The sequence below is a fragment of the Azospirillum sp. VT-I1 genome (assembly GCF_055698305.1).
This window is the reverse complement of record NZ_CP168802.1, coordinates 577,437-603,584: the sequence shown is the minus strand read 5'-3', so window position 1 is coordinate 603,584 and position 26,148 is coordinate 577,437. Positions and strand designations below refer to the sequence as shown.

Here is a 26,148-nt window from a genome sequence, read left to right as displayed (position 1 = left end):
CGGCCAGCTCAGGGTGACCGCCAACGGATGTGCACGGGCGCGCACCCTGTTCGCCCTTCCGGCATTGCCGGCCCACTGCTTCATAAAAGGCCGCGCCGTTCCGCTCGACGCGGCGCTGGACGCGGCGGCTGCGCTGCTGCGGAACGCCGCCTCTCCGGCCGTCGGGGGCTTGCCGCCGATACCGCAGGGATTTCGGCGGCGCTGGCGCTGGCGGAACGGCTGGGTGCGGTGGTCGACCACGCCGCGTCGGACAGCCTGTTCCACGGCCTGCGCTCCCTGCAGGTGACCGGCGCCATGACCGCCACCTTCGGCGAGCTGCGCAACCGCGCCGACCTGTTCGTGCTGTTCGGGACGGAGTTCGATCGCCATGCCCCCCGCCTGTTCGACCGCATCGTCCATCCGCCGTCGGCGCTGTTCCGCGATGCCGGCGCCGCGCGCGGCTTCCTCATCGGTCCCGGCGACGGCCTGGCGCCGGAGGGGTTCGAGCGGCTGACCGCCGACCTGGTCCATGCCCCCGCCATCGCCGCCGCCCTGTCGCAGCTGGTTGCCGGCGAAAGGCCGCGTGGCGACCGGGTCGGCGGCATCGCGATGGAGGATCTCGCCCGCGTCGCCACGGCGTTGCGCGAAGCGAAATTCGGCGTCATCGGCTGGATCGCCGCCACGCTGGACCCGGCGGCCGGCGACATCGCCATTGAGGCCATCAACCGGCTGGTCGTGACCGCCAACGCCGCCACCCGCTGCGCCGGCTTGTCCCTTGGCGGCAAGGGCAACGCGCTGGGCGCCAATTACGTGTGCGCCTGGCAGTATGGCGTGCCGCTGCGCTCCCGCCTCGGGGCCGGCCCGCCGGAGCATGATCCCCTGCGCTATCGGCTGAAAAGCCTGCTGGCCGGGGGCGAGATCGACGCGCTGGTCTGGCTGTCGGCGCTGAACGGTGCGGAGGTGCCGGACACGCGAACGCCGATGATCGTGCTGGCCCGCCCGGGGCAGCCCCTGCCCTACGACCCCGACGTGCTGATCCCGGTCGCCATCCCCGGCCTCGACCATGCCGGCAGCATCCACCGCGGCGACGGCGTCGCCGCCCTGCCACTGCGTCGGCTGCGGCACTCCCCGCCATCGACCGCCGCCGCCCTGCCGACGGCAGCGGCGGTGCTGACCGCCCTGCACGACCGGCTTCCCGCCTTCCCCCTTCCCGCCCTGGTTCGGGAGACAGCGCATGTCTGACGCCTACACCCTGCTGCGCGGCGGCCGCGTCTGCGATCCCACCGGCACCGCGGACGGCGGCGAATTGCGCGACCTCTACCTGAAGGACGGCCGCATCGCCGCAGCACCTCGGGAGGATGCCCGCATCGGCGAGGTCATCGACCTCGACGGCCGCATCGTCATGGCCGGCGCCATCGACATCCACAGCCACATCGGCGGCGGCAAGGTGAACCTCGCCCGCCTGCTGCTTCCTGAAGAACATCGCGAACACGGCAGCGGCCCGGACGGCCTGCGCCGGTCGGGCAGCGGCCTGTTCACCCCGTCCAGCTTCGTCTCCGGCTACCGCTATGCCGAGATGGGCTACACGGCGGCGTTTGAGCCGGCGATGCTGCCCTCCAACGCGCGCCACACCCATCTGGAACTGGCCGACGTCCCGATCATCGACAAGGGCTGCTACGCCGTCCTCGGCAACGACGATTTCCTGCTGGAACGGCTGGCCGCCGGGGCGACGCAGTCGGAGGTCAACGACTATGTCGCCTGGATCCTGCACGCCACCCAGGCGGTCGGCGTCAAGGTGGTGAATCCCGGCGGCATCAGCGCCTTCAAGTTCAACCAGCGCCGGCTCGACCTGGACGAGGCACATCCCCATTACGGGATCACGCCGCGCCGCATCCTGACCACGCTGGCCACCGCGCTGTCCGACCTGCGGGTGCCGCACCCGCTGCACATCCACTGCAACAACCTGGGCATCCCCGGCAACGAATCGGTGACGCGCGACACCATCGCCGCACTCGACGGGCTGCCCGCCCACCTGACCCACCTTCAATTCCACAGCTATGGGACGGAGGGCGATCGCCGCTTCTCCTCCGCCGCCGCCGAGATCGCGGAGTCGGTCAACCGCAGCCCGAACATCTCGGTCGATGTCGGCCAGATCGTCTTCGGCCAGACCATCACCGCGTCGGCCGACATCATGTCGCAGTTCCGCAACAGCGGCCTCGCCAGCCCGCGCAAATGGCTGTGCACCGACATCGAATGCGACGGCGGCTGCGGGCTGGTGCCGTTCCGCTATCGTGACAAAGCCTTCGTCAACGCCCTGCAATGGGCGATCGGGCTGGAGCTGTTCCTGCTGATCGACGACCCCTGGCGGGTGTATCTGACCACCGACCATCCGAACGGCGGCCCCTTCACCAGCTACCCGCACCTGATCCGGCTGCTGATGGACCGCAGCTTCCGCAACGAGCAGCTGGCGCGGATCAACCCCGACGTGGCGGCGCACAGCCGGCTCGGCTCCATCGACCGCGAATACACGCTTGAGGAGATCGCCATCATGACCCGCGCCGGCCCCGCCCGCGTGCTGGGGCTGCGCGACCGCGGGCACCTTCGTCCCGGCGCCGTCGCCGACGTGGTGGTGTATGACGACCTGCCCGACCGCGAGGCGATGTTCGCCGCCCCCGCCCTGGTGTTCAAGAACGGCCGGCTGGTGGCGCGCAACGGGCGGCTGACCGCCACCGGCTGGGGCGACACCATCGTCGTCCGGCCGGACTTCGATCCCGCCATCGAACGGCGGCTGAAGCCGTGGTTCGAGGATCACCAGACCGTGCGGCTCGGCAATTTCCGCATCGCCGACGGCGAGATCCTCGACCATGGCCGCGGCGGGCTGTCCATCGTTCCGACCCTGACGGCGTCCGACTCATGCTTCTGAACGGCATCCATATCGAGAACACCTATGCCGAGGCCTTCGACATGAAGGCGACCCGGCTGATCGTCACCGCCGACACGCTGGCCTGGGCGCGCCATGCCGGCATGGCGGCCACCGGCTTCGCCACCTCGGTCATCGCCTGCGGCTGCGAATCCGGCATCGAGCGGGAGCTGGCGCCGGAGGAAACCCCGGACGGGCGCCCCGGCGTGTCCCTGCTGTTCTTCGCCACCGGACGCACGGTGCTGGGCAAGCAGGTGGAGACCCGGCTCGGCCAATGCATCCTGACCTGTCCCGGCACCGCCTGCTTCTCCGGCGTGCCGCGCGGGGCCAAGGAGGATCTGATCCCGCTGGGCCGGAAGCTGCGCTATTTCGGCGACGGGCAGCAGATGTCGAAGCTGCTGGGCGGCCGGCGCTACTGGCGCATCCCGGTGATGGACGGCGAGTTCCTGTGCGAGGAATCGAGCTGGAGCGTCCCGGCGGTCGGCGGCGGCAACCTGCTGATCCTGGCCGATGCCCGGATGGCGGCGCTGGAGTCGGCGGAAGCGGCGGCGGACGCCATGCGCGCCGTGCCCAACGTCGTGCTGCCCTTCCCCGGCGGGGTCGTCCGTTCCGGCTCCAAGGTGGGGGCGAAGTACAAGGGGATGCCGGCCTCCACCAACGACGCCTATTGCCCGACCCTGCGCGGCCTGCCCCGCTCCCGCCTGCCGGCGGAGGTCGAATCGGTGCTGGAGATCGTCATCGACGGGCTGACCGCCGCCGACGTCGCCGCGGCCACCACGGCCGGGCTGAAATGCCTGATCGAGCGCGGCCGCGGCTCCGGCGTCTGGGGCGTCACCGCCGGCAATTACGGCGGCAAGCTGGGCCGCCACCATTTCCACCTTCACGAGCTGCTGCCATGAGCGTGCTGAGCTTCCGTCTGAAAGGCCCGCTGACCGGCCGCGTCGACGCCTCTCCCCTGCTGCCGCACCGGCTGGCGGCGCTGACCGCGGCGGAGATCGCCGCCCTGCCGCTGCGGCTCGGCCGCGGCCATGTCGCGGTCGGCGAGCTGTTCGACCTGTCGGGCAGCCCCGGCGACACCGTCGAGATCGAGGGCGACGAGCGGCTCGACTTCATCGGGGCGGGACTGGCCGGCGGCACCGTCCGGGTCGCCGGCCCCGTCGGCCACCGCGCCGGCACCGGCATGAGCGGCGGGTCCCTGCTGGTGGAAGGATCGGCCGGGCTGGCGGCGGGTGCCGCCATGCGCGGCGGGGTCCTGGCCATCGGCGGCGATGCCGGCGACGGGCTGGGCGGCGCCCTGCCCGGCGAACGGACCGGGATGACCGGCGGGCGGATCATGGTCCGGGGCAGTTGCGGCGAACGCGCCGGCGAACGCATGCGCCGCGGGCTGATCGCCGTCGGCGGCGATGCCGGCGCCTATGCCGCCCTGCACATGAACGCCGGCAGCCTGCTGATCGGCGGCAAGCCGGGGGCGGCCACCGGCCACGGCATGCGGAACGGCACCATCCTGTTCCGCGGCGAGATCGATCCGTTGCCGGGGTTCGCCGACTGCGGCCTCAACCAGCTGCCCTTCCTGTCGCTTCTCGACAACCACCTGTCCGAACTGGACGGGGTTCCACCCGCCTGCCGGGGCATGACCGGGCGGGCGCGCCGCTGGCTGGGCGACCGCGGCTTCGGCGGACGCGGCGAGCTGCTGGCCTGTCTTTGAAAGCTCCCGCCCCCGAATTGATCCGAAAGCCCACCACAGGTGGGCTGCGGGGCTACCCCATCGGGATGAGGATATCGTCCGCGCAACCGGATGATCCGCCCCAAAAACAATCCCGACTCGATCAACGTCGCGCTCCTTCAAGAATTATGTCCGCTTTGTTCAATGTGACCGGGCCGCATCCTGCGTAGGCTGCTTGTCATAAAAACTTGATGGTGCGGAAATGGAACGACCGCCCGCCCATCCGAACGCGGCCGCCGAAACAAACAAGGCCGCGGGAAAACAGCGTGTTCGCCGACCATTCGCGACCCACGAAGACACGAGCAGGAAAGCGGAAGAGGGGCACGGGACAATGAAGTGCAATGAACAGCAATCCGGCGTTTCCAGGATCGACACCATCGGCTTTCTCCTGGTTCCCGATTTCTCCATGATCGCCTTCACCGCGGCGGTGGAGCCTCTCCGTCTTGCCAATCACATCAGCGGCAAGGAACTCTATCGCTGGGTGCTGATCTCCCCGAATGGCGGCGTCCAGCGGGCCAGCAACGGCATCGGGGTCTGCGTCGACCATGCCATCGCCGACGCTCCCCCGCTGTCGACCGTGATGGTGTGCAGCGGCGTCGGAGGCCACTGGTACGAGGACCGGGCGATGTTCTCGTGGATGCGGCGTTCGGCCGCCCAGGGGATCGCCTTCGGCGCCCTGTGCACAGCCAGCCACATCCTGGCGCGCGCCGGCCTGCTGAACGGCTACCGCTGCACCATCCATTGGGAGAACATGGCCGGGTTCGCCGAGACCTTCCCCGAGATCGAGGCGACCGGCGAGCTGTTCACCATCGACCGCAACCGCTTCACCTGCGCGGGCGGCACCGCCGCCACCGACATGATGCTGCACCTGATCGCCGCCCGCCATGGCGAGAAGCTGGCGATGGACATCGCCGAGCAACTGCTGCACACCAAGATCCGCGCCGGCAGCATCCGCCAGCAGGAGGAGCTGCAGTCCAACCCGGTGCTGGACCACGAGGATCTCAATGCCGCCGTGGCGGTGATGCAGGCCAACATCGAGGAGCCGCTGGATCTGCTGACGCTGGCCGAGGAGCTGGGCCAGTCCCGGCGCAACCTGGAGCGGCTGTTCCGCAAATACATGAACTGCTCGCCGGCCAAGTATTATCTCGGCCTCCGGATGAAGCGGGCCCGGCAGCTGCTGTGCCAGACCCGCATGTCGGTGATGGAGGTGTCGATCAGCTGCGGCTTCATCTCCGCGACCCATTTCAGCAAATGCTACCGCGACCATTTCGGCATCGCCCCGCGCAGCGACCGGCAGAACCAGCGGCACAGCCCGCTGGCCGCCGCGCACGAGTTCGCCAGCCTGAGCTGAAACGGCACCTGCCGAAAAGGTGGCGGAGGGCAGCGGCGGCAGGGCACCATGCGGGGGGCGGCGGAAATCGCCAAATCGGTGTCGCATCCAAACAGGTGCCGCCTCCGGGATGCCGGTAAGGTACAAAACGGCCTGCCTGACACCGATCCGCGTCCGGCCCCGCCGGAGAACAGCCAGGAGGACGGCACCGATGCTCGAAACGATCCTTTCCGCCCAATGCGCTCGCGGCACGGCCGCCGATACCGGGCTGTCCGCCATCCCCGCCGGCCTGTACGAGCTGTTCCTGGAGAATGTCGTCCTGCCCTGCCGGATCGGCGTCTTCGATTACGAGCGCGACGCGCCCCAGCGGGTGCGCATCGACCTGCTGCTGCAGGTGCGCCAGGACGGGGCGCAGTTCTCCGACGACATCGGCGACGTGCTGTCCTACGACGACCTGCTGTCGGGGCTGAAGCGCATCCTGATGGACGAGCACACCAATCTGGTCGAGATGCTGGCGGAGAAGATCGCCCGCATGTGCCTCGCCCACGAACAGGTGCAGTCGGCCCGCGTGTCGGTGGCGAAGTTGGACATCTATGACGGCGTCGCCGTTCCCGGCATCCGGCTGGAGCGCACGCGCGACCAGCTGTCCGGGCCGTCCCTGCCGGCGTCGCGCCGCCTGATGGTCATGACCGACCGCATGGCCGACCGGCGGATCTGACCCGATGGCGGCCAACGCATCGCCTGAAGACGGATCGCCGGACCCTGCAGGGAATACCGCAGGGAACGTCGCGGCGCGGCCCTGGGTCATCAAGATCGGCGGCAGCCTGTCGGACTGGCACCGGCTGGGAACTTGGCTCGATCTGATCGCCCGCCCCGGCCATCTCCACCCGCTGGTCATCGTGCCGGGCGGCGGACCCTTCGCCGATGCCGTGCGCGACGCCCAGGACAACTGGCGCTTCGACGACCGGCTCGCCCACCGCATGGCCCTGCTGGCGATGGAGCAGTTCGGGCTGATGCTGCACGGCATCTGCCCGGCCCTGCAGACGGCGGCGACGCGGGAGCGGCTGCGCTCGCTGATCCGGGCGCGGATGCCGGCGGTCTGGCTGCCGTCCGCCATGGCGCTCGACCAGCCCGAGATCGCCGAAAGCTGGGACGTCACCTCCGACAGCCTCGCGGCCTGGCTGGCGGTGGAGCTGGACGCGGCGGCGCTGGTGCTGGTCAAGTCGGGACCCTGCCCCTGCGTTGCGACCGACGCGGCGGCGCTGGCCCGCGACGGTCTGGTCGACGCGGCCTTCCCGCTCTGGCGCGCGCGCTTCGCCGGCGAGAGCTGGTGCATCCATCGCGACAACCACATCCTGATGGCGGAGGCGCTGGCCGGCCGCGGCACTCCCGGCTGCGCCCTGCTGCGCTGCCCGGAGGCCGAACCTCTGCCCAGCGTGCGGGCATGAGCGTGCGGGCATGAACGAAATCGCTCGTCCTCCCGCCCCGCCGCGGCTTGCCTGGGCGCTGACCGGATCCGGCCATTACATCAAGGAGACGCTCGACCTGATGGCGCGGTTCGCACCGCTCGACGTCTTCCTCAGCAAGGCGGCCGAGGAGGTCATGCGCATGTACCGCCGCCGCGACGGCAACTTCCTCCCGGCACCCGCCTGTTCCGCGACCGTGCCGCCAGCGCGCCGCAGATCGGGCGGTTCTATTTCGGCGAATACCACACGCTGGTGGTGGGTCCGGCCACCTCGAACACGGTCGCCAAATGCGTGCAGGGCATCTCCGACACGCTGCCGACCAACGCCTTCGCCCAGGCCGGCAAATGCCGGGTGCCCTGCATCGTCTTCGCCTGCGACACCGCGCCGGAGATGATGACCGAGGCGCCGCACGGCATGGTGCCGGTCTATCCCCGGCGCATCGACCTGGAGAATGTCGAACGGCTGCGCGGGTTCGAGGCGACGACCGTCGTCGAAACCGTTCCCGAACTCGAAGCGGCGCTGAAGGCGCGTCTCGAATGCCTGACCACCTCGTCTTCGTGACCGGAAAGCTGGCGGAGCCGCGCCTGCGGGCGGTGCTCGACGGGATGGCGTCCTCCCCCTTCAGCGCCGAGGTGGTGCAGATCGGCGTCAGCGTCGCCGCCCTGATGACCGAGGAGCTGATCCGCCGCCGCCTTCCGCCGCCGCCGCCGGGATCGCGGGTGATCCTGCCCGGCCGGACCCGTTGCGATCTGGCGTCCTTGTCCGGGCATTTCGGTGTCGCCTTCGAACGCGGGCCGGAAGAGCTGCGCGACATCCCCGCCTATCTCGGCGGGCGGACGGCACGGACCGACCTGTCCGGCCATGCGGTGACGATCTTCGCCGAGATCGTCGATGCCCCCCACCGCTCCGTCGACAATCTGCTGGAGACCGCCGCGAGGCTGCGCCGCGACGGTGCCGACGTGATCGACATCGGCTGCCACCCAGGCGAACGGTTCGATGGGCTGGAGCTTGCGGTCGCCGCCTTGGTCGCCGCCGGCCACACCGTCAGCGTCGACAGCGCCGATCCGGAGGAGCTGCTGCGCGGCGCGTCCGCCGGCGCCTCCTACCTGCTCAGCCTCAGCGAGGATACGCTGTGGGTGCTGGACCGGACGGACGCGACCCCGATCCTGATCCCGGCCAAGCCGCGCGACCTGGACTCCCTGTGCCGCGCCGTCGACCGGCTGAAGGCCACCGGCCGCCGCTTCCTGGCCGATCCGGTGCTCGACCCCATCCATTACGGCTTCACGGACTCGGTGGTGCGCTATCACGCCCTGCGCCGGCGCTATCCCGACATCGAAATCCTGATGGGGATCGGCAACCTGACCGAACTGACCGACGCCGACACCACCGGCACCACGGCGCTGCTGATGGGCATGGTGTCGGAACTGTCGATCGGCGCCGTCCTCACCCTTCAGGTCAGCCCGCACGCCCGCACCGCGGTGCGCGAGGCCGACCGGGCGCGGCGGATCATGCATGCCGCGGCGGAAAGCGGCAGCCTGCCCAAGGGCATCGACGACGGGCTGATGGCCCTGCGCGACCGCCGCCCCTTCGCCGGCACCCCGGCCGAAATCGCGGAGACCGCCCGCAGCATCCGCGACCCCTCCTTCCGGGTGGAGGTGGCGGAGGACGGCGTCCATGTCTACAACCGCGACGGCCACCATGTGGCGACCGATCCCTACCGCCTCTACCCCCTGCTCGGGCTGGCGGAGGACGGCGGCCATGCCTTCTACATGGGGGTGGAACTGCAGAAGGCCTTCCTCGCCTGGCAGCTCGGCAAACGCTATGTCCAGGACGAGGATCTTTCCTGGGGCTGTGCCGTGGAGGCTGCGGCCGGACAGGAAAGCGACGCGCACGGTTTCAAGACGGCGGGCACGACCTTGCAGGAGCGCCGCCGGGTCTGCGGGAAGGCATCATGATCCTTGAAACCATCGTCACCACGCTGGGCGCCGACGGCACCCCGCACATCGCCCCCTTCGGCATCACCCGGACCGGGGACGATCTGGTGATCGCGCCCTTCCGCCCCTCCGTCACGCTCAACGCGCTGGAGGCGACCGGCCGAGCCGTGGTCAACCTCACCGACGACGCCCAGCTATTCGCCGGTTGCCTGACCGGACGGCGGGACTGGCCGCTGGTCCCGGCAACCGCCATCGACGGCGTGCGTCTGGCCGACAGCCTCGCCCACTGGGAGCTGGAGGTGGTCCGGGTCGAGGCCGATCCGGTGCGCCCGCGCTTCCATTGCCGGAGCGTCCATGAGGAAACGCACCGGCCCTTCGCCGGCCACAACCGCGCCGCCGCCGCCGTGATCGAGGCGGCGATCCTGTGCAGCCGCCTGCACCTGCTGCCGTGGGAGAAGGTGGAGCGGGAAATGGCCTACCTTGCCATCGCCATCGAGAAGACCGCCGGACCGCGCGAGCGGGAAGCCTGGGGCTGGCTGTGCGACCGCGTGGCGGCCTTCCGGGCCGAAGGGTCCAAGACGGAACCCCTAGTTCCAGACATGGCCAAGCCGCAGGTGCTCTCATGATCCGCATGCTCGCCAGCGTGACCAATCCGGAAGAGGCCGACCTTGCGGTGAAGGCCGGGGCCGACCTGATCGACCTGAAGAACCCCAGCGACGGCGCGCTGGGCGCATTGCCGGCCGGCACGATCCGCGCCTGTCTGGCGGCGGTCTCCGGACGGAAGCCGGTCAGCGCCACCATCGGCGACCTGCCGATGGACCCCGCCACGGTGGCGGCCGCGGTTTCCGGGATGGCGGCCGCGGGTGTCGACATCGTGAAGATGGGGATCCTCGCCGGCGGCGATCCGCAAGCATGCATCGCCGCCGCTTCGGGGGCGGGCGGCACCGTTCCGCTGGTCGGCGTCATCCTGGTCGACCTGACTGGCCCCGCTCCCGAACTGGTCCGCGCCATGTCCGACGCCGGATTCAAAGGCGTGATGCTGGACACCGGCCTGAAGGACGGCCGCAGCTTGCGCGATCATCTGCCGGCCGACGCTTTGGCAGGCTTCATCGGGCAGGCGCGCGATGCCGGATTGTGGGCAGGGTTGGCAGGCTCGCTGAGGATCGCCGACATCGCTCCCCTGGCGGCGCTCGGACCATCGATCCTCGGTTTTCGCGGCGCCCTGTGCCGGGGTGGCGCGCGGCGGGAGACGATGGATCCGGACAGGATTGCCGAGGTCGTCCAGGGCGTGCGCGATGCGCAGCTGAACTGACGGGCGAGTCCCGCCGCCTGAGGCCTGTTGGAGGACGCGCCTAATAAAATTACATAAATAAGATGTGCAATTTCAGGAAAGATCGCTAATATTTTACAACATTGACGCCACAGCGGAATCATGTTCCCCTAAATCCTACTAGAGTTACGGAGATAAGGGGAGCACCACCATGCGACAGTCAGGACGCCCCAGCCGCCGCGCCTTCGCGGCCATCGCCGCATCGGTGATGGGGCTGCTGATGACGTCGGCAATCGCGGCTCCGGCGGCTGCCGAAGGGCGCATCCGCATCGCCGAGCAATATGGGCTCGGTTATCTGCCGCTGCATGTGCTGCGCCACAACCAGCTGATCGAGAAGCACGGCAAGGCGCTGGGCCTCGACATCGCCGTCGAATGGGTCCAGCTGTCCGGCGGGGCGGCGATGAACGACGCGCTGCTGTCCGGCAGCATCGATCTTGGCTCGGCCGGTGTCGGGCCGCTGCTGACCATCTGGGACCGCACCAGGGGCAGCGCCAACGTCAAGGCGATCGCATCGCTGAACGACATGCCTCTGTTCCTGACCACCAGCAACCCGAAGGTCAAATCGCTCAAGGACTTCACCGACGCCGACAGGATCGCGCTGCCTGCGGTGAAGGTCGGCGTGCAGGCCCGCATCCTGCAGATGGCGGCGGAGAAGGAGCTGGGTGCGGGCCGATACGACGCGCTCGACAAGCTGACCGTGTCGATGCCGCACCCCGACGCCACGGCCGCCCTGCTGTCGGGCAGCGGCGGCATCACCGCCCATATCTCCAGCCCGCCCTTCCAGTACCAGCAGCTGGACGACCCGAAGATCCGCAAGGTCGTCAGCTCCTACGACGTGCTGGGCGGGCCGCACAGCTTCAACCTGATCTGGAGCAAGCAGTCCTTCCGCGACGAGAACCCGAAGACCTACCGGGCCTTCCTGAACGCGCTCCGCGAGGCGATGGACAGCATCAACGCCGACCATGAGGCGGCGGCGGACGCCTATCTGGCGCAGAACAAGGGCAGCCTGGACAAGGCCTATATTCTGCGCCTGCTGAAGGACCCCGACATCCGCTTCACCGTCACGCCGAACCGGACGGAGGCCTTCGCCGACTTCATGCACAAGGTCGGTGCGATCAAGAACAAGCCGGCCTCCTGGAAGGACTATTTCTTCGACGACCTGCATGACGGCGCCGGGAGCTGAGCGGATGAACGCCCTGACCTACCCGCACAGCATCGACGGCGACGGCCTGTCCGAACGGCCGCTGCTGGACGTCTCCGGCGTCACGCTGCAGTACAAGACGCCCCGGCATCTGGTCACCGCGACCTACCGCGTCGATTTCCAGGTGTTCCAGGCCGAACGCTACGTCCTGCTGGGGCCGTCGGGCTGCGGCAAGTCCTCCCTGCTGAAGGCGGTTGGCGGATTCCTCCAGCCGGTGGAGGGAACGATCCGGCTGAACGGCCGCGCGGTGACGAAGCCCGGCCCCGACTGCATGATGGTGTTCCAGGAATTCGACCAGCTTCCGCCCTGGAAGACGGTCAAGGAGAACGTCATGTTCCCCCTGCTCGCCAGCGGCAAGGCCAAGCGGCGCGAGGCGGAGGAAAAGGCGCTCGACTGCATCGCCCGCGTCAACCTGTCGAAATTCGCCGACGTCCACCCGCACATGCTGTCCGGCGGCATGAAGCAGCGCGTCGCCATCGCCCGCGCCATGGCGATGGAGCCCGACATCCTGCTGATGGACGAGCCCTTCGCGGCGCTCGACGCGCTGACCCGGCGCAAGATGCAGGAGGAACTGCTGCAGCTGTGGGACGACCTGCGCTTCACCGTGCTGTTCGTCACCCATTCCATCGAGGAGGCGCTGGTCGTCGGTTCGCGCATCCTGGTGCTGTCGCCCCATCCCGGACAGGTCAAGGCGGAGGTCAACTGCGACGGCTACGACCATGGCGCCGTCGGCGGGGCGGAGTTCCAGGCCCTCGCCGGCCGCATCCACACCATGCTGTTCGCCGAGGATGTGGAAGGAAGCGGAAAGGGACCGGACGCATGACCGACCTGTCCTTCTCCCCGCGCCCCCTTCGCCCCGGCGTCCGGCGCGAGCCGCCGCGGCGCCCCGAATACGAGCGCGCCGTCACCGCAACCGGCCCGATCGGCGACGTCGCCCGCCCGCTGTCCCCGTGGGAGCGGCTCCGCAACGTCACGGTCCTGCGCCGTCTGCTGGTCCTGGCGGCGGTCGCGGCGCTGTGGCAGGCGGCGGCGGTCTGGCAGAACAACCCGCTGATGTTCCCGACCTTCACCGACACGGCGGCGGCGCTGTGGGACGGCATCCGCCGCGACAATCTGCTGTCGATGGCCTGGACGTCCCTGTCGGTGCTGCTGAAGGGCTATGCGGTGGCGGTGGTGCTGGCCGTGCTGCTGACCACGGTCGCCGTCTCCACCCGGATCGGCAACGACCTGCTGTCCACACTGACCTCCATGTTCAATCCGCTGCCGGCCATCGCCTTGCTGCCGATCGCCATGCTGTGGTTCGGGCTGGGCGAGGTCAGCCTGATCTTCGTGCTGGTCCATGCCGTGCTGTGGCCGCTGGCGCTGAACACCCATGCCGGCTTCACCTCGGTGTCGGAGACGCTGCGGATGGCCGGGCGGAATTACGGGCTGGGGGGCCTGCGCTATGTCGTGACGCTGCTGATCCCCGCCGCCTTCCCGGCGATCCTGACGGGGCTGAAGGTCGGCTGGGCCTTCGCCTGGCGCACGCTGATCGCGGCGGAGCTGGTGTTCGGCGTGTCGTCCGGCAAGGGCGGGCTCGGCTGGTTCATCTTCCAGAACCGCAACGAGCTGTACATCGACAAGGTCTTCGCCGGCCTCGTCACCGTCATCCTGATCGGCCTGCTGGTCGAGAACGTCGTCTTCCGCTGGATCGAGGTCCACACGGTCCGCAAATGGGGCATGGTCCGCTAAATGGCTTTCCAAGACATCAATCCGGTGCGCTTCGATTCCAATCTGACGGTCGAGCGCCCGACCTTCGTCACCCATCTGGAATGCGCCTACACCGGCGAACGGTACGAGGCTGACACCGTCCACAACCTGTCGCGCGCCGGCAAGCCGCTGCTGGTCCGCTATGACCTGAACGGCGTGAAGCAGGCGCTGACCAAAAGCTCGCTGTCCGAACGCCCGCAGGATCTGTGGCGCTACCGCGAGTTGCTGCCCGTCCGTCGGGTGGAGGACATCGTCAGCCTGGGCGAGGCGGTGACCCCGCTGGTCCCGCTGCCCCGGCTGGCGAAGCGGCTGGGTGCGGCCGAGTTGCTGGTCAAGGACGAAGGACGGCTTCCCACCGGCTCCTTCAAGGCGCGCGGACTGGTGATGGCGGTATCGATGGCGAAGGCTTTCGGCATCACGCACATGGCGATGCCGACCAACGGCAATGCCGGGGCGGCGCTGGCCGCCTACGCCACCCGCGCCGGCATCCGCACCACCATCTTCTGTCCGGCCGACACGCCGGAGGTCAACGTGTCGGAGATCGAGCTGCAGGGCGCAACCGTCTACCGTGTCAACGGATTGATCGACGATTGCGGCCGGATCGTGGGAGAGGGCAAGGCCAAGGTCGGCTGGTTCGACGTCTCCACCCTGAAGGAGCCCTACCGCATCGAAGGCAAGAAGACCATGGGGCTGGAACTGGCCGAACAGCTGGGCTGGGAGGTGCCGGACGTCATCTTCTACCCCACCGGCGGCGGCACCGGCCTGATCGGCATGTGGAAGGCCTTCGCCGAACTGGAGGCCATCGGCTTCATCGGATCGAAGCGGCCGCGCATGGTGGCGGTCCAGGCCGCCGGCTGCGCTCCCATGGTCCGCGCCTGGGAACAGGGGGAAGAGCATGCCCCCCGCTGGGAGGATGCGCACACCATCGCGTCCGGCATCCGCGTGCCGCAGGCGGTCGGCGATTTCCTGATCCTGCGCGCCGTGCGCGAGAGCGGCGGCTTCGCCATCGCCGTGCCCGACGACGCCATCCAGGCCGCGCTGAACGAGGTGGCGCGGGAGGAAGGCTTCCTGCTCTGCCCCGAAGGAGCCGCCACCTACGCCGCCTACAAACAGGCGCTGGCCGACGGCCGGGTCGGGCGGGACGAGCGCGCCGTCCTGTTCAACTGCGCCACCGGCCTGAAATACCCGCTGCCGCCGGTGCACCGGACACTCGACCGCACCCAACCCATCGACTATTCGGCATTTCAGGACGCTGCTCAATGAGCGAGGTCCGCTACCGCCCGGACCGGCTGGTCGCGACGCTCGACGCCATTCTCCGCCGCAGCGGCAGCTCGGCGGAGGAGGCGGCCATCGTCGCCGCCAATCTGGTGGAGGCGGATGCCCGCGGCCATGCCAGCCACGGCGTCTGCCAGATCGCCGTCTATTCCCGCAGCCTGGAACTGGGCCATCTCCAGCCCAACCGCCATGCCCGCATCGTCCGCGACGAGGCGCCCTTCCTGGTGGTGGACGGCGATGTCGGCTATGGGCAGGTGATCGCGCGCGAGGCGACCGACCTTGCCATCGAACGGGCCAAAGCCGGCGGTGCATGCATCCTGGCCCTGCGCAACGCCCATCATATCGGCCGCGTCGGCTCCTATGGCGAGCAGTGCATCGCGGCCGGGCTGATCGGGCTGTTCTTCGTCAATGTGGTCAGCCGGCCGCTGGCAGCCCCCATGGCGGCGGCCGGCCGCGTCTGGGCACCAACCCGGTCTGCATCGCCGTGCCCGGCACGCCGGGATACGCGCCCTTTCTGCTGGATTTCGCCACCAGCGCCATCGCCGCCAACAAATGCCGCGTCGCCTCTTCGCTGGGCAAGGAGGTGGAGGACGGCCTGCTGCTGGATCCGGACGGCCGGCCGACCCGCGATCCGGGGGTGATGTTCACCGAGCCCACCGGCGCCATCCTGCCCTTCGGTGGGCATAAGGGCTACGGCTTGGCGCTGGCCTGTGAAATCCTGGCCGGTGCGCTGGCCGGGGGGTTGCCGGCCCTGCCGGACAATCTGCGGCCGGGCCGCGTGGTCAACAATGCGCTCGCCTTCGTCATTGACCCCAACCGGGTGGCCGGGCCGGAATGGCAGACGCTGACGGACGCGGTCCTCGATCATGTCGCCGACACGCCCCCAGCCCCCGGCAGCGCCGGCGTCAGCATCCCCGGCGAGCCGGAGGCGCTGCACCGTATGACCGCCATGGACCGGGGCATCGCACTGGATCCCGACACGGTCGCGGCGCTCCATCGCATCGGCGGCGGGCTCGGGCTGGACGTCGGGAGCCTGCTGGAGGGATAGCGGGGGCCTGCACCTGCCCCCGCGCAACGTCGCTCAAGCGCGGATCCTGTTCCGCAACGTCCCATCCTCCAGGAACATGCGCACCGTCTCCGCCGCGTTGCGCCGCATCTCCACGGCCGCCTGATCGGAGTGGAAGGCGTTGTGCGGGGTCACCACCAGCCGTCCGGCCAGCCAGCCCTCCCCTGCCCGCCAGGCGTCGAGCAGCGGGTGGGGGGCCGGCGGCTCGACCGGCAGCACGTCGGTCCCGACGGCGGCCAGCCGGCCGCTGCGCAGAGCGGCCTCCACCGGGTCCAGCCCCGCGAACAGTTCGCCGCGCGCGGTGTTGACCAGGATGGCCCCCGGCTTCATCGCCGCTAGGGTCGCGTCGTTCAGCAAGCCGCGGGTCTCGCCGTTCAGCGGGCAATGGAAGGTGACGATGTCGGAGTCCGCCAGCAGCTCCTCCAGCCGGCGGACCCGGCGGTAGCCGACCGCCTTCTCATGCCCGGCCGGCTGCAGCGGATCGTAGCCCAGGATGCGGTAGCCGAAGCCCTTCAGCCGGTTGACCACCGCGGTGCCGATCCGCCCGACCCCGACCACGCCCACCGTCGCGGCGCTGGAACGGTGCAGCGGCGTGAGCGTGTTGGCCTGCCATGTCGTCGTATAGCCGCGGGCGCGGGCATCATGCTCCCACAGGCGCCGTTGCAGCGACAGGATCATGGCGACGGCATGGTCGGCCACCTCCTCCGTCCCGTAATCCGGGTTGTTGCAGAACGGGATCCCGGCGGCCTCCAGCGCCGCGACGTCGACGCGGTCATAGCCGACGCCGAAGCGCACGACGATCCGGCAGCGCTTCAACCGCTCGACCGTGGCGGGGCCGATGCGCGTGCTCCACACCAGCAGGGCATCCAATCGGGCCAGACGCTCCGGATCGAGGTCCTCCTCGTGCCGGCAATCGAGGAAATCGACCTCGGCGATGCCATCCAGAACGGCGGCTTCCAGATCGGGAGGCGGGATCATGTGATCGGTGATTCCGACGACGAACCGCCCTGCTTGCCGCTCCATTCCTGACGCTCCTGCCACTGCGTTGGTCGATGACCGCAACATCTGTCCATGCAGCAATGGAGTTTGCAAGAAAATGTCGATTACCCGCATAGGGAAACGCTTACGCATCCGAGCGGCGGAACGCCGCCGCGCCGGTCCAGGCGAGATCGCATGCCCCCTGAAGCCGGCGGGAAGCCAACACATGGAAGGCCGGCGCTGCGGGAGCATCCGGCGTTCGGGAGCGATCGAGATCGGTGAGAGTGGCTGCAGGGTTCGGCAGCGCGGGCGCGCAGGTGCGCCACCACGACATCGCGCAGCCACTCCACCGCCGCGAGCCCACGGAACTCGCCGTGGTCCAGAAGAAGAATGAGGGCCGGCAGAACCACCCCATCACGATCGTAGAACCGGCGTGTTGTGCGGCATGCGTCGAGCCGACAGTCTGCGCATTCCCTTCCAAGCCGCGACCAAAAGACGCTTTACCTTCCAAGAGCGCATCTCTAGATCAACAATCATTGTTGGGAAACATTTTATACGTGCGTCATCGCCACTCCCACAGGGCTCGTCCATGAGCGATTTCGACATTGCCTTCGAGACGCTGACCGGCCACCAGCCCAACCGCTGGCAGCGGCGGCTGTACCGGGATTGGCTGGCGCTCGGCATGGTGCCGGACGCACTCGACCTGCCGACGGGGCTCGGCAAGACCTCGGTCATGGCGCTGTGGCTGATCGCCCTGGCGAACGGCGCCGCCCTGCCGCGGCGGCTGGTGTATGTGGTGGACCGGCGGGCGGTGGTCGATCAGGCGACGGCGCTCGCCGACCGGCTGGCGGAGCGCGCGGCGGCGGCTCTCCCCGATCGTCAGGCGCCGGCCGTGTCCACGCTGCGCGGACGGCACGCCGATAACCGCCGCTGGCTTGAGGATCCGACCGCTCCGGCCATTGTCGTCGGCACCATCGACATGATCGGGTCCCGCCTGCTGTTTTCCGGCTACGGCGTGTCGCGCCGCATGCGCCCGTTCCAGGCCGGGCTGCTGGGCGCCGACTGCCTGTTCGTGCTGGACGAGGCCCATCTCTGCCCGCCCTTCGAAACGCTGCTGGCCGCCGTTGCCGACGAGACCGCGCGGGACGCCGCCGGCGACGCCGCGGCGTTGCCGCCCCTGCGCGTGCTCTCCCTGTCCGCCACGGGCCGCACGGACGGCGAGCGGGTGTTCCGGCTGGAAGATGGCGACCGCGACGACTGGACCGCCCAGCGGCTGGACGCGGACAAGCGCCTGACCATCGCCGAGGCAGAGGCCAAAACGCTCCCCCTGTCCGTGGCCGCAACGGCGCGTGTCCTGCTTGCGGAGGACCCCGGCGCACGCCTGCTGGTCTTCACGCACAGCCGTGCCGACGCGCTGAAGATCGGCAGCGAATTGGGCGGAAAACCGGGTGGAAAATCGAACGCCGGGGGCGCCCCTTCCGTCGAGTTCCTGACCGGCGAGCGCCGCATCCGCGAGCGCGAGGACCTGACCGCATCCCTGATGGCCTTGGGCTTCCTGAAGGGCGGCGGCCCAAAAGGCGATGGCCGGAAGGGCGATGGGGCGGAGGGGGCCGGCGGTCCCGCCGTGCTGATGGCGACGGCGGCTGGCGAGGTCGGGATCGACCTGGACGCCGACCACATGGTTTGCGATCTGGTGACGGTGGAGCGGCTGATCCAGCGTCTGGGCCGGGTCAACCGGGCCGGCGGCAAGGGGCGCGTCGCCCGCGTGACCGTGCTGGTGCCGCCCGACATGGACGCCGAAACCCGCACCCGGCTGGAGGCCCCCTGCGCGCCCTGCCGACGCTCGACGACGGCAACCTGGACGCCAGCCCGCGCGCCCTGCTCGCCTTGCGGCGCGCGCATCCCGACCTGGTCCGCGCCGCCACCGCACCGGCCCCGCTGCACCCACCGCTTGTCCGCGCGACGCTGGACGCCTGGGCGATGACCGCGCTGGAGGATCATGCCGGCCGGCCGGCTCCCGGTCCCTGGCTGCGCGGCTGGGTGGAGGAGGAGGCGTCGGCGACGCTGCTGTGGCGCCGCCATCTGCCCTGGCGCGACGGACCGCCAAGCGATGCGGAGCTGGACGATTTCTTCACCGCCGCCCCGCCCCACCTGCTGGAAGGGCTGGAGGCGCCGGTGGAGCGCATCCGCCGCGTGCTCGCCGCCCGGCTGAAGGCCGCCGGCCTGCCGGACGAGGCGCCGGCCCTGGTCCTGCTGAGCCCCGCCCGCACCGTCAAGGCCACCTTCACCGTGCGCCAGCTTGCCGCCGAACTCGACCGCAAGCGGGGACGGATCGCCGAAGGCGACATGATCGTCGCGGCGGCGGCGCTGGGCGGCCTCTCCGCCACCGGCCATCTGGACGAAAAGGCGGACGCCGCCGACGGTCCCGGGACGCTCGACGACGCTTCCGAGGGCGGCTGGCCGGACGGGCTTCTGGCGGAGATCGGCTACCGCGTCACCGGCCCCGGGGAACCCGATCCCGGCGGAGACTGGAGGCTCGCCTACCGCTTCGATCTGCCACCCAAATCCGACCGGGACGCGGGCAAGGACCAGGACAAGGTGCCGGCCCTGTCGGTCTGGACCCTGCGCCGTCCGGGCACCGGCTCCCGCCGCGGCGATCCGGCCATCGCCCGCCGGGAGCAAAGCCTCGCCGAGCATCACGGCTGGACCGAACGCGAAGCCCGCCGGATCGCCGACGCCCTGTGGACCGCCGCCGCCGATGGCGACCGGGAGCGCTGGACCCGCATCCTGGCCACGGCAGCCCGGCTGCACGATCTGGGCAAGGACCGCGCCCTGTGGCAGGCCGCCATGGCCGCGCCGACCGCGGGGCGCCCCTTCGCCAAGACCAGGGGCGGCGGCAACCCGCGCCTGCTCGGCGGCTACCGGCACGAGTTCGGCTCGCTGGCCGACGCGGTCAGGCGCCCCGACCTGACCGGATCCGACCTGACCGAGGAGGAACGCGACCTTGTGCTGCACCTGATCGCGGCGCACCACGGCTTCGCCCGCCCGGAAATCGCCGCGCTCGACCCCGACCGGCCGCCCTCCGCCAACGCGGCGCTGGCGGCCGACGCCGCCCTGCGCTTCGCCCGGCTGCAACGGCGCCTGGGCCCATGGGGGCTGGCCGGCTGGGAAGCCCTGCTGCGTGCCGCCGACCAGCGCGCCTCCCGCCTGCTGGACAATCGTCTGGATGGGGGAGATGCCTGATGGCCGACGCGATCATCCCCGTGGACCTGCGCAATCCCGGACAGGTCTTCGCCTGCCTGGGCCTGATGGAGGCGGCCGAAATCCTCATCGGTCCCGCCGAAGGCGCCTATCACTGGAGCGGACGGGAGACGCGCGTGACCTTCCGCCTGTCGGTGGACGGCCCCGCCGACCCGGTGCTGGAGGTGCTGCGCTTTCTCAGCAAGGCCGAGGTGAAGGCGCTCGCCCCCGCCGGGTCGGGTCTTGCCGCCAAGGAACCGGGCGTGGCGACGCTGACGGTGGAGGGGAACCTGTTCCCCTGTCCGCGGCCCGACACGCCCAGCGCCCTGCCCGCCCGCCTCGTGGGCGCGGACGGAGTCGCGATCCCGCTCGGCCACTGGGCGGACGGACCGGCGTCGGGCCGCGACAATCTGAAATTCTGGGCCGGAGCCGGCGGCTATTCTGGAGCGGCACTGACGCGCGACGCGCTGGATCTGGTCCGGCTCGGCGATAACGCGCTGGCCGAGGCCGCGCGAGATCCCTTCGCCCTGTCCGCCCCGCAGAGCAGCAGTTTCCGCTTCGACTGGCGGCGTGACTATACGGCACTCGACGTCGGCTTCTCGCCCAACGAGCATGGCGCCATCCGCATGGTCGGCTATCCGCTGGTCGAGTTGCTGGCCGCCATCGGCCTGGAGCACGCCCGCCCGCAGCGCCCCGACCCGAGAGACAAGCTGTCCTACCGCTACGCCGTTTCGAACGCCCGCCTGCCGACCATGCTGGCGCGGGCAGTGCTGGGCGGCCGGCCGGTCGATGGCCGGATCATGGGCCTTCCCGTCCGACATTTCGCCATGCGCCTCGGCTGGCCCGGCCAGGAAGGGCAGGCCCGTTGCATTCTCGACGCCCAGGAGGAGTCATTCCGATGACCGACGCCATTTCCCCGACCTCCGACCTCCTCGACGGCTGGGCCGACGACCTGCTGCGCGGGCCGGTGGCGCTGCATCTCAGCCAGCGGCTTCTCCCGGTGGAGGGCGAGGGCGCGGTGATCTTCCCGCCGACCTATGCCGACGACCGGCACCCCTACTGCATCGACACGCTGTCGGACGGCACCAGGGTGGCGCAGATCGACAGCGTCGGCTCGCAGGCCAACCGGATCGAGCCGCTGTTCAAGCGGGCGGCGTCCGGTCAGCCGGAGAATCCGCTGGCCGAACTTGTCCCGCAGGTGGAGATCGCCGTCGGCAACGAGCGCACCGTCTCGATCCTGGACGCCGGTCATCGGCTGGGCGACGCGCTGGTGCGCAGCTCCGACCTTGCGGAGGAGGCTCAGGCGGCGTTCAAGAGCTTTCAGGACGCCGGCGACGCCGGCCCCATCGCGAAGCTTGCCCCGACCTCGCTGGTCTTCGGTGCCTGGGACAGCCGCGACACCCAGGCGAAGCTGCCGCGCGTGGTGCAGTCGGTGATCCGCGCCTGGGACGTGGATGTGCTGACCCGCTCCGCCCAGTATGTCCCGCCGGTTGACTACGCCAAACTCGACGTCTTCAGCGAGGACGAGAAGAAAAAGGCCGAGAACAACAACAAGTCGCCCCTGGCCCAGCGCGGCTTCGTGCCCGTTCCCGCGACCGGTGTGCCGGGCGGCATCGTGGCGCGGGGCGACATCCGCCGCGACGTCACCGTCAACCTCGTGGCGCTGCGCCAGATCGGCGGCGAGAACGGAGAGGCCCTCCGCCGCTACGTGCTGGGGCTGGCCCTGGTGGCGGCGACCGCGGACCAGGACGGCTATCTGCGCCAGGGCTGCCTGCTCACCCCCGCCCCCGACGCCCCCGCCGAATGGACCCTTGTCCAGCGCAGCGGCAGGCGTGTTTCCGTCGCGCTGACCCACGACGCGGCGCTGGACTACGCGCGGGCCGCCGCCCGGCGCTTCAGCGTCGGTTCCGACCGCCGCGCCGTCTTCGGAAAGGAGCGCGCCAAGGCCGACCTGAAGGCCAAACAGTGACGGGGCCGTCCGCCATGCCGACTGTCGATCTTCGGAAGGGCGGCGCCCTGCTGATCGAGGTCCATCTGCTGACCGGGCGCTATCACGGCGTCGGCGATTGGCCGCCCGCCCCCTTCCGCCTGTTCCAGGCGCTGGTGGCCGGCGCTTACGGCGGGCGATGGGCGGGCGAGGACCGCGCCGGCAAGGACGCTGCTTTCCGCTGGCTTGAAGGTTTGCCGCCTCCGCTGATCGCCGCACCCGCGCGCCGTCCGGGCCGGGCGGTGATGCACTTCGTGCCGAACAACGACCTGGACGCCAAGGCCGGCGATCCTCGCCGCACGTCGGAGATCCGTGCCCCGAAGCGCCGCCAGCCCACGCTGCTGGAAGATCCGGTGCCGGGGGGCGACCGTGCGATCCTCTATGTCTGGCCCATTGCCGGGGACGGTGCCGGGGATGATACCGGGGATGGCGGCCATGCCGCCCGCATCGCCGCGCTCGCCGACCGTCTCCACACGCTGGGTCACGGCATCGACGCTGCCTACGCCAGCGCGGAACTGACCGATTGGCCGAGCGCTGAGAACCGCATTGCCGCTCATGGCGGCGCGGTCTTCCGCCCCTCCGGCACGCCGGGCCGACCGGGCGATCCGCTCTGCCCGGTGCCCGGCTCGCTGGACAGCCTGCACGCCCGTCACGCCGAACGCGCCCGCCAGTTCCAGACACAGGGCCGTGGTCGCAACCGTGTCGTGGACTTTCGCCGCCCGACCAAGCCCGATTGCGCGCCGATGGCCTACGACGCGCCGCCGCACCGCCTGCTGTTCGAATTGCGCGCCGCGGAGGCGCCCGATGCTTTCGCCCCTTGGCCGCAGGCCCGCGTCGCCGCCCTTGCCACCGCTGTGCGTGACGCCGCAGCGGACCGCCTGACCCGCGCCCTCCCCGCCGAGGCTGCGCGCATCGAACGCCTGCTGGTCGGCCGCAACGCCGGGGAGGCCGACAAGGCCCAGCGCCCGCGCATCCTGCCCCTGCCCTCGCACGGAGCCGCCCACACCGACCCGGCGATCCGCCGACTGCTGGTGGAGGTGCCGCCGGATTGCCCGCTCGACGCCCGTGACCTCGCCTGGGCCTTCACCGGCCTGCCCGTCGACGTCGACGGGGATGGGGTGGTTCATTCCCAACTCGTCCCGGCCGACGACCGCTCCATGTTGCGCCATTACGGAATCGCAGCGGGCAGCGCGACAGCGGGCGGGGCGCATCTGTGGCGCACGGTCACCCCCGTGGCCCTGCCCGCTCGCCGCCCCCGCGCCCGCCCGCCGGGCACCCCCTGTCGGGAAGTTGGCGTATCGCCGCCGAGGCGGAAGCCACGGCGGCCTTGCGTCAGGCACTCCGCCACGCCGGCATTGCACAGGGCGTGACCGGGCTGCGCGTGCAGCGCGCGCCCTGGTACCGCCATGGCGAGCGTGCGGAGCGCTTCGCCGAAGGCACCCGCTTCGCGCCGATCAGCCTGTGGCACGCCGAGATACGCTTCGCCGCCCCCGTTGCCGGGCCTCTGGTCGTGGGTGACGGGCGTTACCTGGGGATGGGCCTGCTGGTGCCGGTGCCGGAAGCACTGCCGGAGTGCATGACCTATGGCATCGACCCGGCAGCCCGCCCTCCCGCCGACCAAGCCGGTACGATCGTGAAGGCTCTGCGCCGCGCGCTGATGAGCCTGGCTCGCGACGGCGAAAGGGGAACGGTCACGACCCTCTTCTCCGGCCACGAGGAGGGGCCCGGTCCGGCTCGTTCCGGACGGCACCGCCACCTCTACCTGACTGCGGAGGACCGCGACGGTGACGGCCGGCTCGATCGGCTGACCGCCTGGGCGCCTTGGCGAGTGGACCGGTCATGGACACCCTCGGCGGAGGAGCGCCGGACCTTCGCACGCGTCACCGGCGCTCTGTCGGTGCTGCGAGCCGGCAACGCCGGGATCCTGCACCTGACGCCATCCCCCGACGACGCCGGCAGCGAACCGGGCGCACGCGTCTGGGTCAGCCGGACGCCCTATCTTCCGACCCGTCATCCCAAACGCAAGGCGACGGCCGCGGCGGAGATCGCCGAGGATCTGCGGATGGAATGCCATCGCCGAGGCATTCCTGCCCCCGAAGCCGAGGTTACCCGCTTCCTGTCGGATTGCGAAGGCAGGGGCCTTGCGGTGGAAGCGCGCCTGACCTTTGCGGTGGCGGTGTCCGGTCCGATCCTGCTCGGACGCAATGCCCACGCCGGCGGCGGCCTGTTCGAACCGATTTCCTGACTGAACCGCTCCCGGCTCGTCGGAGGCCATTCGGCTGGGGTCACGCCGCGATGGCGACGTCCTTGATTTGGACATGGGCGCGGAGCCGAAAGGTCGCACGACGATCACCCCCATGCCGCCTCATCCCCAGATCGACCAATAGGTCTCGATGCGGTCGAGGAAGCAGTCCGTCCGTTCAGCGAAGATCTTTCCTCCCAGCGGAACGCTTTTCCGTTCGAGACCGGCCTGACGCCGTTCGACGGCCGCCTTCAGGGCCGCGACCGTGTCGTCGTTCAGTTCGGCCTCGGTTGCCGCGTGCGGCAGGACGCGGATGAAGGCTGCTCCCGGCTGGCCGGTGGTGATTCTCTCCGTTTGCGGAGAATGCAGCGAGGGTCCGCACTCCAACAAAATCGGGCGGCCGCCGATCCCGTCGGAAAAGCTGCGGCAGGCTCTGCATCAACCATTTTTCGGCGTCCTGCCAACCTCGCGAGCTGGTGAGTGAGAGCATGCATTTCCGCCATATGCATACAATTCAGAAATATAATGCCGCATTGTATGTATATGAGTTTGATGCGTATCGCGCGCCGATGCCGAGGGTTCATCATGAGCCTGCGCGGGACGACCTATCTTCGGCAGCGATGATTTTGCCGTGTCGACGCTGCCGGAAGCTGTCCGTGTCGTGGCCGGCGCTCCGATGGACCGCCAGGGTGCACGCGAAGCGTTGCGCTGACTGGCCCACCTTCTTGCCGAGGCACCTGCCACGTCTTACACAGTTGCATGAATTCTGCCGGCACATTGCATGCATTTTTTGTTGACATTGTAGGCTACAGAGGAACATACGATTTCCTATTGCATGTAGGCATTGCCTGCCGCTGCCTCCCGAAGGAACACGCGATGTCATCCGCACAGGAGTGGCCGCCTCTTCCCCCTTTCAGCACCGGCCTGCGTGGTCGCTGCCCACGCTGCGGCCAGGGCCATCTGTTCAGCGGCTTCCTGACGCTGCGCTCCCACTGCGAGGTCTGTGGTCTGGACTACTCCTACGCCGATCCGGCTGACGGGCCCGCCTTCTTCGTCATCTGCTTCGCCTGCATTCCCACGGTCATTTTAGCGTTCTGGATCGAGGCAAGGTTCGAGGCTCCTTACTGGGTGCACCTCGTCACGACCCTGCCGTTCCTGCTGCTGACCTGTATTCCGCCCTTGCGGCCGTTGAAGGGTTGGCTGGTGGCCAGCCAATACGTCTACAAGGCCGAGGAAGCCCGTTTCGGTACAGCCGCACCGCCCCAGCCGCCTATTGCCCCGCCCGCAGGTAAAGACTAGCACTCGACATGATCGCCGTCGGTTTCCCCTGACGTTGGATGGTGTCATGGCCTGGAGATGTTGAAAATGTATGATTGGTTCCCGTTGGTCTTCTTTCCGTTCAAGATCATCGTGTTGGGCACGGGTATGTTCTTCGCCATCAAGTGGCATCACGATAAAGCGAAGCAGGAACGAGCGAAGAAGAACAACGAATGAACCGCACCGGGTTTGTCGGAGGCCATTCGGCTTGGGTTACGCCGCCATGGCGGCGTCCCGGGTTTGAGCATAGTAGCGCACCTCGGCTTCGGCATGAGGAATGTTGCCGATGGGTTCGAGCAGGCGCAGGTGGTTGAACCGGTCGACCCGTTCCAGGGTGGCGAACTCGACGGTCTCCAGGGTGCGCTATGGCTCGCAGCGCCGGAGAGGCAGGATCGTAACCCGGCGTCTTTC

The 26,148-nt window shown here is 69.6% G+C and carries 23 protein-coding genes and 4 pseudogenes; 24 read left to right on the top strand and 3 right to left on the bottom strand.

What is annotated here, in order from left to right; genetic code table 11:
- The first annotated feature begins 228 nt into the window (after positions 1-228).
- The 16 genes and pseudogenes from AB8P05_RS16685 (at position 229) to AB8P05_RS16610 (ending at position 15,955) form a co-directional block, all read left to right on the top strand.
- A complete protein-coding gene (locus AB8P05_RS16685) occupies positions 229-1,221 on the top strand; it encodes a formylmethanofuran dehydrogenase (protein WP_472759404.1) in 993 nt (330 codons plus the stop codon).
- Positions 1,214-2,902, top strand: a complete 1,689-nt coding sequence (locus AB8P05_RS16680; RefSeq protein WP_472759403.1) for a formylmethanofuran dehydrogenase subunit A — start codon at positions 1,214-1,216, stop codon at positions 2,900-2,902. The genes AB8P05_RS16685 and AB8P05_RS16680 overlap by 8 nt, the downstream gene beginning before the upstream one ends.
- On the top strand, positions 2,893-3,798 hold the full coding sequence (fhcD, locus tag AB8P05_RS16675) for a formylmethanofuran--tetrahydromethanopterin N-formyltransferase (RefSeq protein ID WP_472759402.1): 906 nt from the start codon (positions 2,893-2,895) through the stop codon (positions 3,796-3,798). The genes AB8P05_RS16680 and fhcD overlap by 10 nt, the downstream gene beginning before the upstream one ends.
- Positions 3,795-4,604: a formylmethanofuran dehydrogenase subunit C gene (locus AB8P05_RS16670; protein WP_472759401.1), complete on the top strand. Its 810-nt coding sequence runs from the start codon at positions 3,795-3,797 to the stop codon at positions 4,602-4,604. The genes fhcD and AB8P05_RS16670 overlap by 4 nt, the downstream gene beginning before the upstream one ends.
- 349 nt (positions 4,605-4,953) lie before the next feature.
- Positions 4,954-5,973, top strand: a complete 1,020-nt coding sequence (locus AB8P05_RS16665) for a GlxA family transcriptional regulator (protein WP_472759400.1) — start codon at positions 4,954-4,956, stop codon at positions 5,971-5,973.
- Positions 5,974-6,163: 190 nt separating this feature from the next.
- Positions 6,164-6,670, top strand: coding sequence for a dihydroneopterin aldolase (locus tag AB8P05_RS16660; protein WP_472759399.1), 507 nt, complete (start codon positions 6,164-6,166; stop codon positions 6,668-6,670).
- 4 nt (positions 6,671-6,674) lie between these two features.
- Positions 6,675-7,400, top strand: a complete 726-nt coding sequence (locus AB8P05_RS16655; protein ID WP_472759398.1) for an amino acid kinase family protein — start codon at positions 6,675-6,677, stop codon at positions 7,398-7,400.
- A gap of 10 nt (positions 7,401-7,410) precedes the next feature.
- Positions 7,411-7,979, top strand: a pseudogene (locus AB8P05_RS16650) (flavoprotein).
- Entirely contained in the window at positions 7,955-9,373 is a 1,419-nt protein-coding gene (locus AB8P05_RS16645) for a DUF6513 domain-containing protein (protein WP_472759397.1), read from the top strand. Before AB8P05_RS16650 ends, AB8P05_RS16645 begins: the two are co-directional and overlap by 25 nt.
- Positions 9,370-9,978, top strand: coding sequence for a DUF447 domain-containing protein (locus AB8P05_RS16640; RefSeq protein WP_472759396.1), 609 nt, complete (start codon positions 9,370-9,372; stop codon positions 9,976-9,978). Before AB8P05_RS16645 ends, AB8P05_RS16640 begins: the two co-directional genes overlap by 4 nt.
- Positions 9,975-10,664, top strand: a complete 690-nt coding sequence (locus AB8P05_RS16635; RefSeq protein WP_472759395.1) for a (5-formylfuran-3-yl)methyl phosphate synthase — start codon at positions 9,975-9,977, stop codon at positions 10,662-10,664. The genes AB8P05_RS16640 and AB8P05_RS16635 overlap by 4 nt, the downstream gene beginning before the upstream one ends.
- Positions 10,665-10,833: 169 nt before the next feature.
- Positions 10,834-11,865 carry an ABC transporter substrate-binding protein gene (locus AB8P05_RS16630; protein ID WP_472759394.1) on the top strand — a complete coding sequence of 344 codons (1,032 nt, stop codon included), beginning with the start codon at positions 10,834-10,836 and terminating at the stop codon, positions 11,863-11,865.
- A gap of 4 nt (positions 11,866-11,869) precedes the next feature.
- A complete protein-coding gene (locus AB8P05_RS16625; RefSeq protein ID WP_472759393.1) occupies positions 11,870-12,706 on the top strand; it encodes an ABC transporter ATP-binding protein in 837 nt (278 codons plus the stop codon).
- Entirely contained in the window at positions 12,703-13,614 is a 912-nt protein-coding gene (locus tag AB8P05_RS16620) for an ABC transporter permease (RefSeq protein WP_472759392.1), read from the top strand. Before AB8P05_RS16625 ends, AB8P05_RS16620 begins: the two co-directional genes overlap by 4 nt.
- Entirely contained in the window at positions 13,615-14,895 is a 1,281-nt protein-coding gene (locus AB8P05_RS16615; RefSeq protein WP_472759391.1) for a threonine synthase, read from the top strand.
- Positions 14,892-15,955, top strand: a pseudogene (locus AB8P05_RS16610) (malate/lactate/ureidoglycolate dehydrogenase). The gene AB8P05_RS16615 and the pseudogene AB8P05_RS16610 overlap by 4 nt, the downstream one beginning before the upstream one ends.
- A gap of 33 nt (positions 15,956-15,988) precedes the next feature.
- Here the strand turns inward: AB8P05_RS16610 and AB8P05_RS16605 are convergent.
- Complete coding sequence (locus tag AB8P05_RS16605; RefSeq protein WP_472759390.1) at positions 15,989-16,996, bottom strand: C-terminal binding protein; 1,008 nt, start codon at positions 16,994-16,996, stop codon at positions 15,989-15,991.
- Positions 16,997-17,540: 544 nt separating this feature from the next.
- Between AB8P05_RS16605 and AB8P05_RS16600 the strand changes: the two genes are divergently transcribed.
- From AB8P05_RS16600 to csb2 (AB8P05_RS16575), 6 genes and pseudogenes are all read left to right on the top strand, one after another.
- The gene (locus AB8P05_RS16600) at positions 17,541-18,935 is read left to right on the top strand and encodes a DEAD/DEAH box helicase family protein (protein ID WP_472759389.1); all 1,395 of its coding nucleotides are present in this window, start codon (positions 17,541-17,543) and stop codon (positions 18,933-18,935) included.
- Entirely contained in the window at positions 18,932-20,194 is a 1,263-nt protein-coding gene (locus tag AB8P05_RS16595; protein WP_472759388.1) for a hypothetical protein, read from the top strand. The genes AB8P05_RS16600 and AB8P05_RS16595 overlap by 4 nt, the downstream gene beginning before the upstream one ends.
- Positions 20,194-21,093 carry a type I-G CRISPR-associated protein Cas8g2 gene (gene cas8g2 / locus AB8P05_RS16590; protein ID WP_472759387.1) on the top strand — a complete coding sequence of 300 codons (900 nt, stop codon included), beginning with the start codon at positions 20,194-20,196 and terminating at the stop codon, positions 21,091-21,093. The genes AB8P05_RS16595 and cas8g2 overlap by 1 nt, the downstream gene beginning before the upstream one ends.
- The gene (gene cas7g / locus AB8P05_RS16585) at positions 21,090-22,160 is read left to right on the top strand and encodes a type I-G CRISPR-associated RAMP protein Csb1/Cas7g (RefSeq protein ID WP_472759386.1); all 1,071 of its coding nucleotides are present in this window, start codon (positions 21,090-21,092) and stop codon (positions 22,158-22,160) included. Before cas8g2 ends, cas7g begins: the two co-directional genes overlap by 4 nt.
- 14 nt (positions 22,161-22,174) lie before the next feature.
- Positions 22,175-23,673: pseudogene (gene csb2, locus AB8P05_RS16580) on the top strand (type I-G CRISPR-associated protein Csb2); the annotation flags it as partial.
- 39 nt (positions 23,674-23,712) lie between these two features.
- On the top strand, positions 23,713-24,423 hold the full coding sequence (csb2, locus tag AB8P05_RS16575) for a type I-G CRISPR-associated protein Csb2 (protein WP_472760122.1): 711 nt from the start codon (positions 23,713-23,715) through the stop codon (positions 24,421-24,423).
- A gap of 120 nt (positions 24,424-24,543) precedes the next feature.
- Here the strand turns inward: csb2 (AB8P05_RS16575) and AB8P05_RS16570 are convergent, their stop codons facing one another.
- A complete protein-coding gene (locus AB8P05_RS16570; RefSeq protein ID WP_472759385.1) occupies positions 24,544-24,807 on the bottom strand; it encodes a hypothetical protein in 264 nt (87 codons plus the stop codon).
- A 489-nt stretch (positions 24,808-25,296) separates the two neighbouring features.
- Between AB8P05_RS16570 and AB8P05_RS16565 the strand changes: the two genes are divergently transcribed.
- Complete coding sequence (locus AB8P05_RS16565) at positions 25,297-25,719, top strand: DUF983 domain-containing protein (RefSeq protein ID WP_472759384.1); 423 nt, start codon at positions 25,297-25,299, stop codon at positions 25,717-25,719.
- Positions 25,720-25,785: 66 nt separating this feature from the next.
- Positions 25,786-25,914 carry a hypothetical protein gene (locus AB8P05_RS16560; RefSeq protein ID WP_472759383.1) on the top strand — a complete coding sequence of 43 codons (129 nt, stop codon included), beginning with the start codon at positions 25,786-25,788 and terminating at the stop codon, positions 25,912-25,914.
- Between the two features lie 36 nt (positions 25,915-25,950).
- Here the strand turns inward: AB8P05_RS16560 and AB8P05_RS16555 are convergent.
- A pseudogene (locus AB8P05_RS16555) lies at positions 25,951-26,100 on the bottom strand (IS3 family transposase); the annotation flags it as partial.
- Positions 26,101-26,148 lie beyond the last annotated feature (48 nt).

Bases quoted from the DNA above. Each gene is read 5' to 3' on its own strand.
- AB8P05_RS16680 (WP_472759403.1), top strand. From the start codon at position 1,214: ATGTCTGACGCCTACACCCTGCTGCGCGGCGGCCGCGTCTGCGATCCC.
- AB8P05_RS16660 (WP_472759399.1), top strand. From the start codon at position 6,164: ATGCTCGAAACGATCCTTTCCGCCCAATGCGCTCGCGGCACGGCCGCC.
- csb2 (WP_472760122.1), top strand. From the start codon at position 23,713: ATGGGCCTGCTGGTGCCGGTGCCGGAAGCACTGCCGGAGTGCATGACC.
- AB8P05_RS16670 (WP_472759401.1), top strand. From the start codon at position 3,795: ATGAGCGTGCTGAGCTTCCGTCTGAAAGGCCCGCTGACCGGCCGCGTC.
- cas8g2 (WP_472759387.1), top strand. From the start codon at position 20,194: ATGGCCGACGCGATCATCCCCGTGGACCTGCGCAATCCCGGACAGGTC.
- AB8P05_RS16655 (WP_472759398.1), top strand. From the start codon at position 6,675: ATGGCGGCCAACGCATCGCCTGAAGACGGATCGCCGGACCCTGCAGGG.
- fhcD (WP_472759402.1), top strand. From the start codon at position 2,893: ATGCTTCTGAACGGCATCCATATCGAGAACACCTATGCCGAGGCCTTC.
- AB8P05_RS16620 (WP_472759392.1), top strand. From the start codon at position 12,703: ATGACCGACCTGTCCTTCTCCCCGCGCCCCCTTCGCCCCGGCGTCCGG.
- AB8P05_RS16615 (WP_472759391.1), top strand. From the start codon at position 13,615: ATGGCTTTCCAAGACATCAATCCGGTGCGCTTCGATTCCAATCTGACG.
- AB8P05_RS16645 (WP_472759397.1), top strand. From the start codon at position 7,955: ATGCCTGACCACCTCGTCTTCGTGACCGGAAAGCTGGCGGAGCCGCGC.
- cas7g (WP_472759386.1), top strand. From the start codon at position 21,090: ATGACCGACGCCATTTCCCCGACCTCCGACCTCCTCGACGGCTGGGCC.
- AB8P05_RS16625 (WP_472759393.1), top strand. From the start codon at position 11,870: ATGAACGCCCTGACCTACCCGCACAGCATCGACGGCGACGGCCTGTCC.
- AB8P05_RS16565 (WP_472759384.1), top strand. From the start codon at position 25,297: ATGTCATCCGCACAGGAGTGGCCGCCTCTTCCCCCTTTCAGCACCGGC.
- AB8P05_RS16605 (WP_472759390.1), bottom strand. From the start codon at position 16,996: ATGGAGCGGCAAGCAGGGCGGTTCGTCGTCGGAATCACCGATCACATG.
- AB8P05_RS16595 (WP_472759388.1), top strand. From the start codon at position 18,932: ATGACCGCGCTGGAGGATCATGCCGGCCGGCCGGCTCCCGGTCCCTGG.
- AB8P05_RS16560 (WP_472759383.1), top strand. From the start codon at position 25,786: ATGTATGATTGGTTCCCGTTGGTCTTCTTTCCGTTCAAGATCATCGTG.
- AB8P05_RS16630 (WP_472759394.1), top strand. From the start codon at position 10,834: ATGCGACAGTCAGGACGCCCCAGCCGCCGCGCCTTCGCGGCCATCGCC.
- AB8P05_RS16640 (WP_472759396.1), top strand. From the start codon at position 9,370: ATGATCCTTGAAACCATCGTCACCACGCTGGGCGCCGACGGCACCCCG.
- AB8P05_RS16600 (WP_472759389.1), top strand. From the start codon at position 17,541: ATGAGCGATTTCGACATTGCCTTCGAGACGCTGACCGGCCACCAGCCC.
- AB8P05_RS16635 (WP_472759395.1), top strand. From the start codon at position 9,975: ATGATCCGCATGCTCGCCAGCGTGACCAATCCGGAAGAGGCCGACCTT.
- AB8P05_RS16665 (WP_472759400.1), top strand. From the start codon at position 4,954: ATGAAGTGCAATGAACAGCAATCCGGCGTTTCCAGGATCGACACCATC.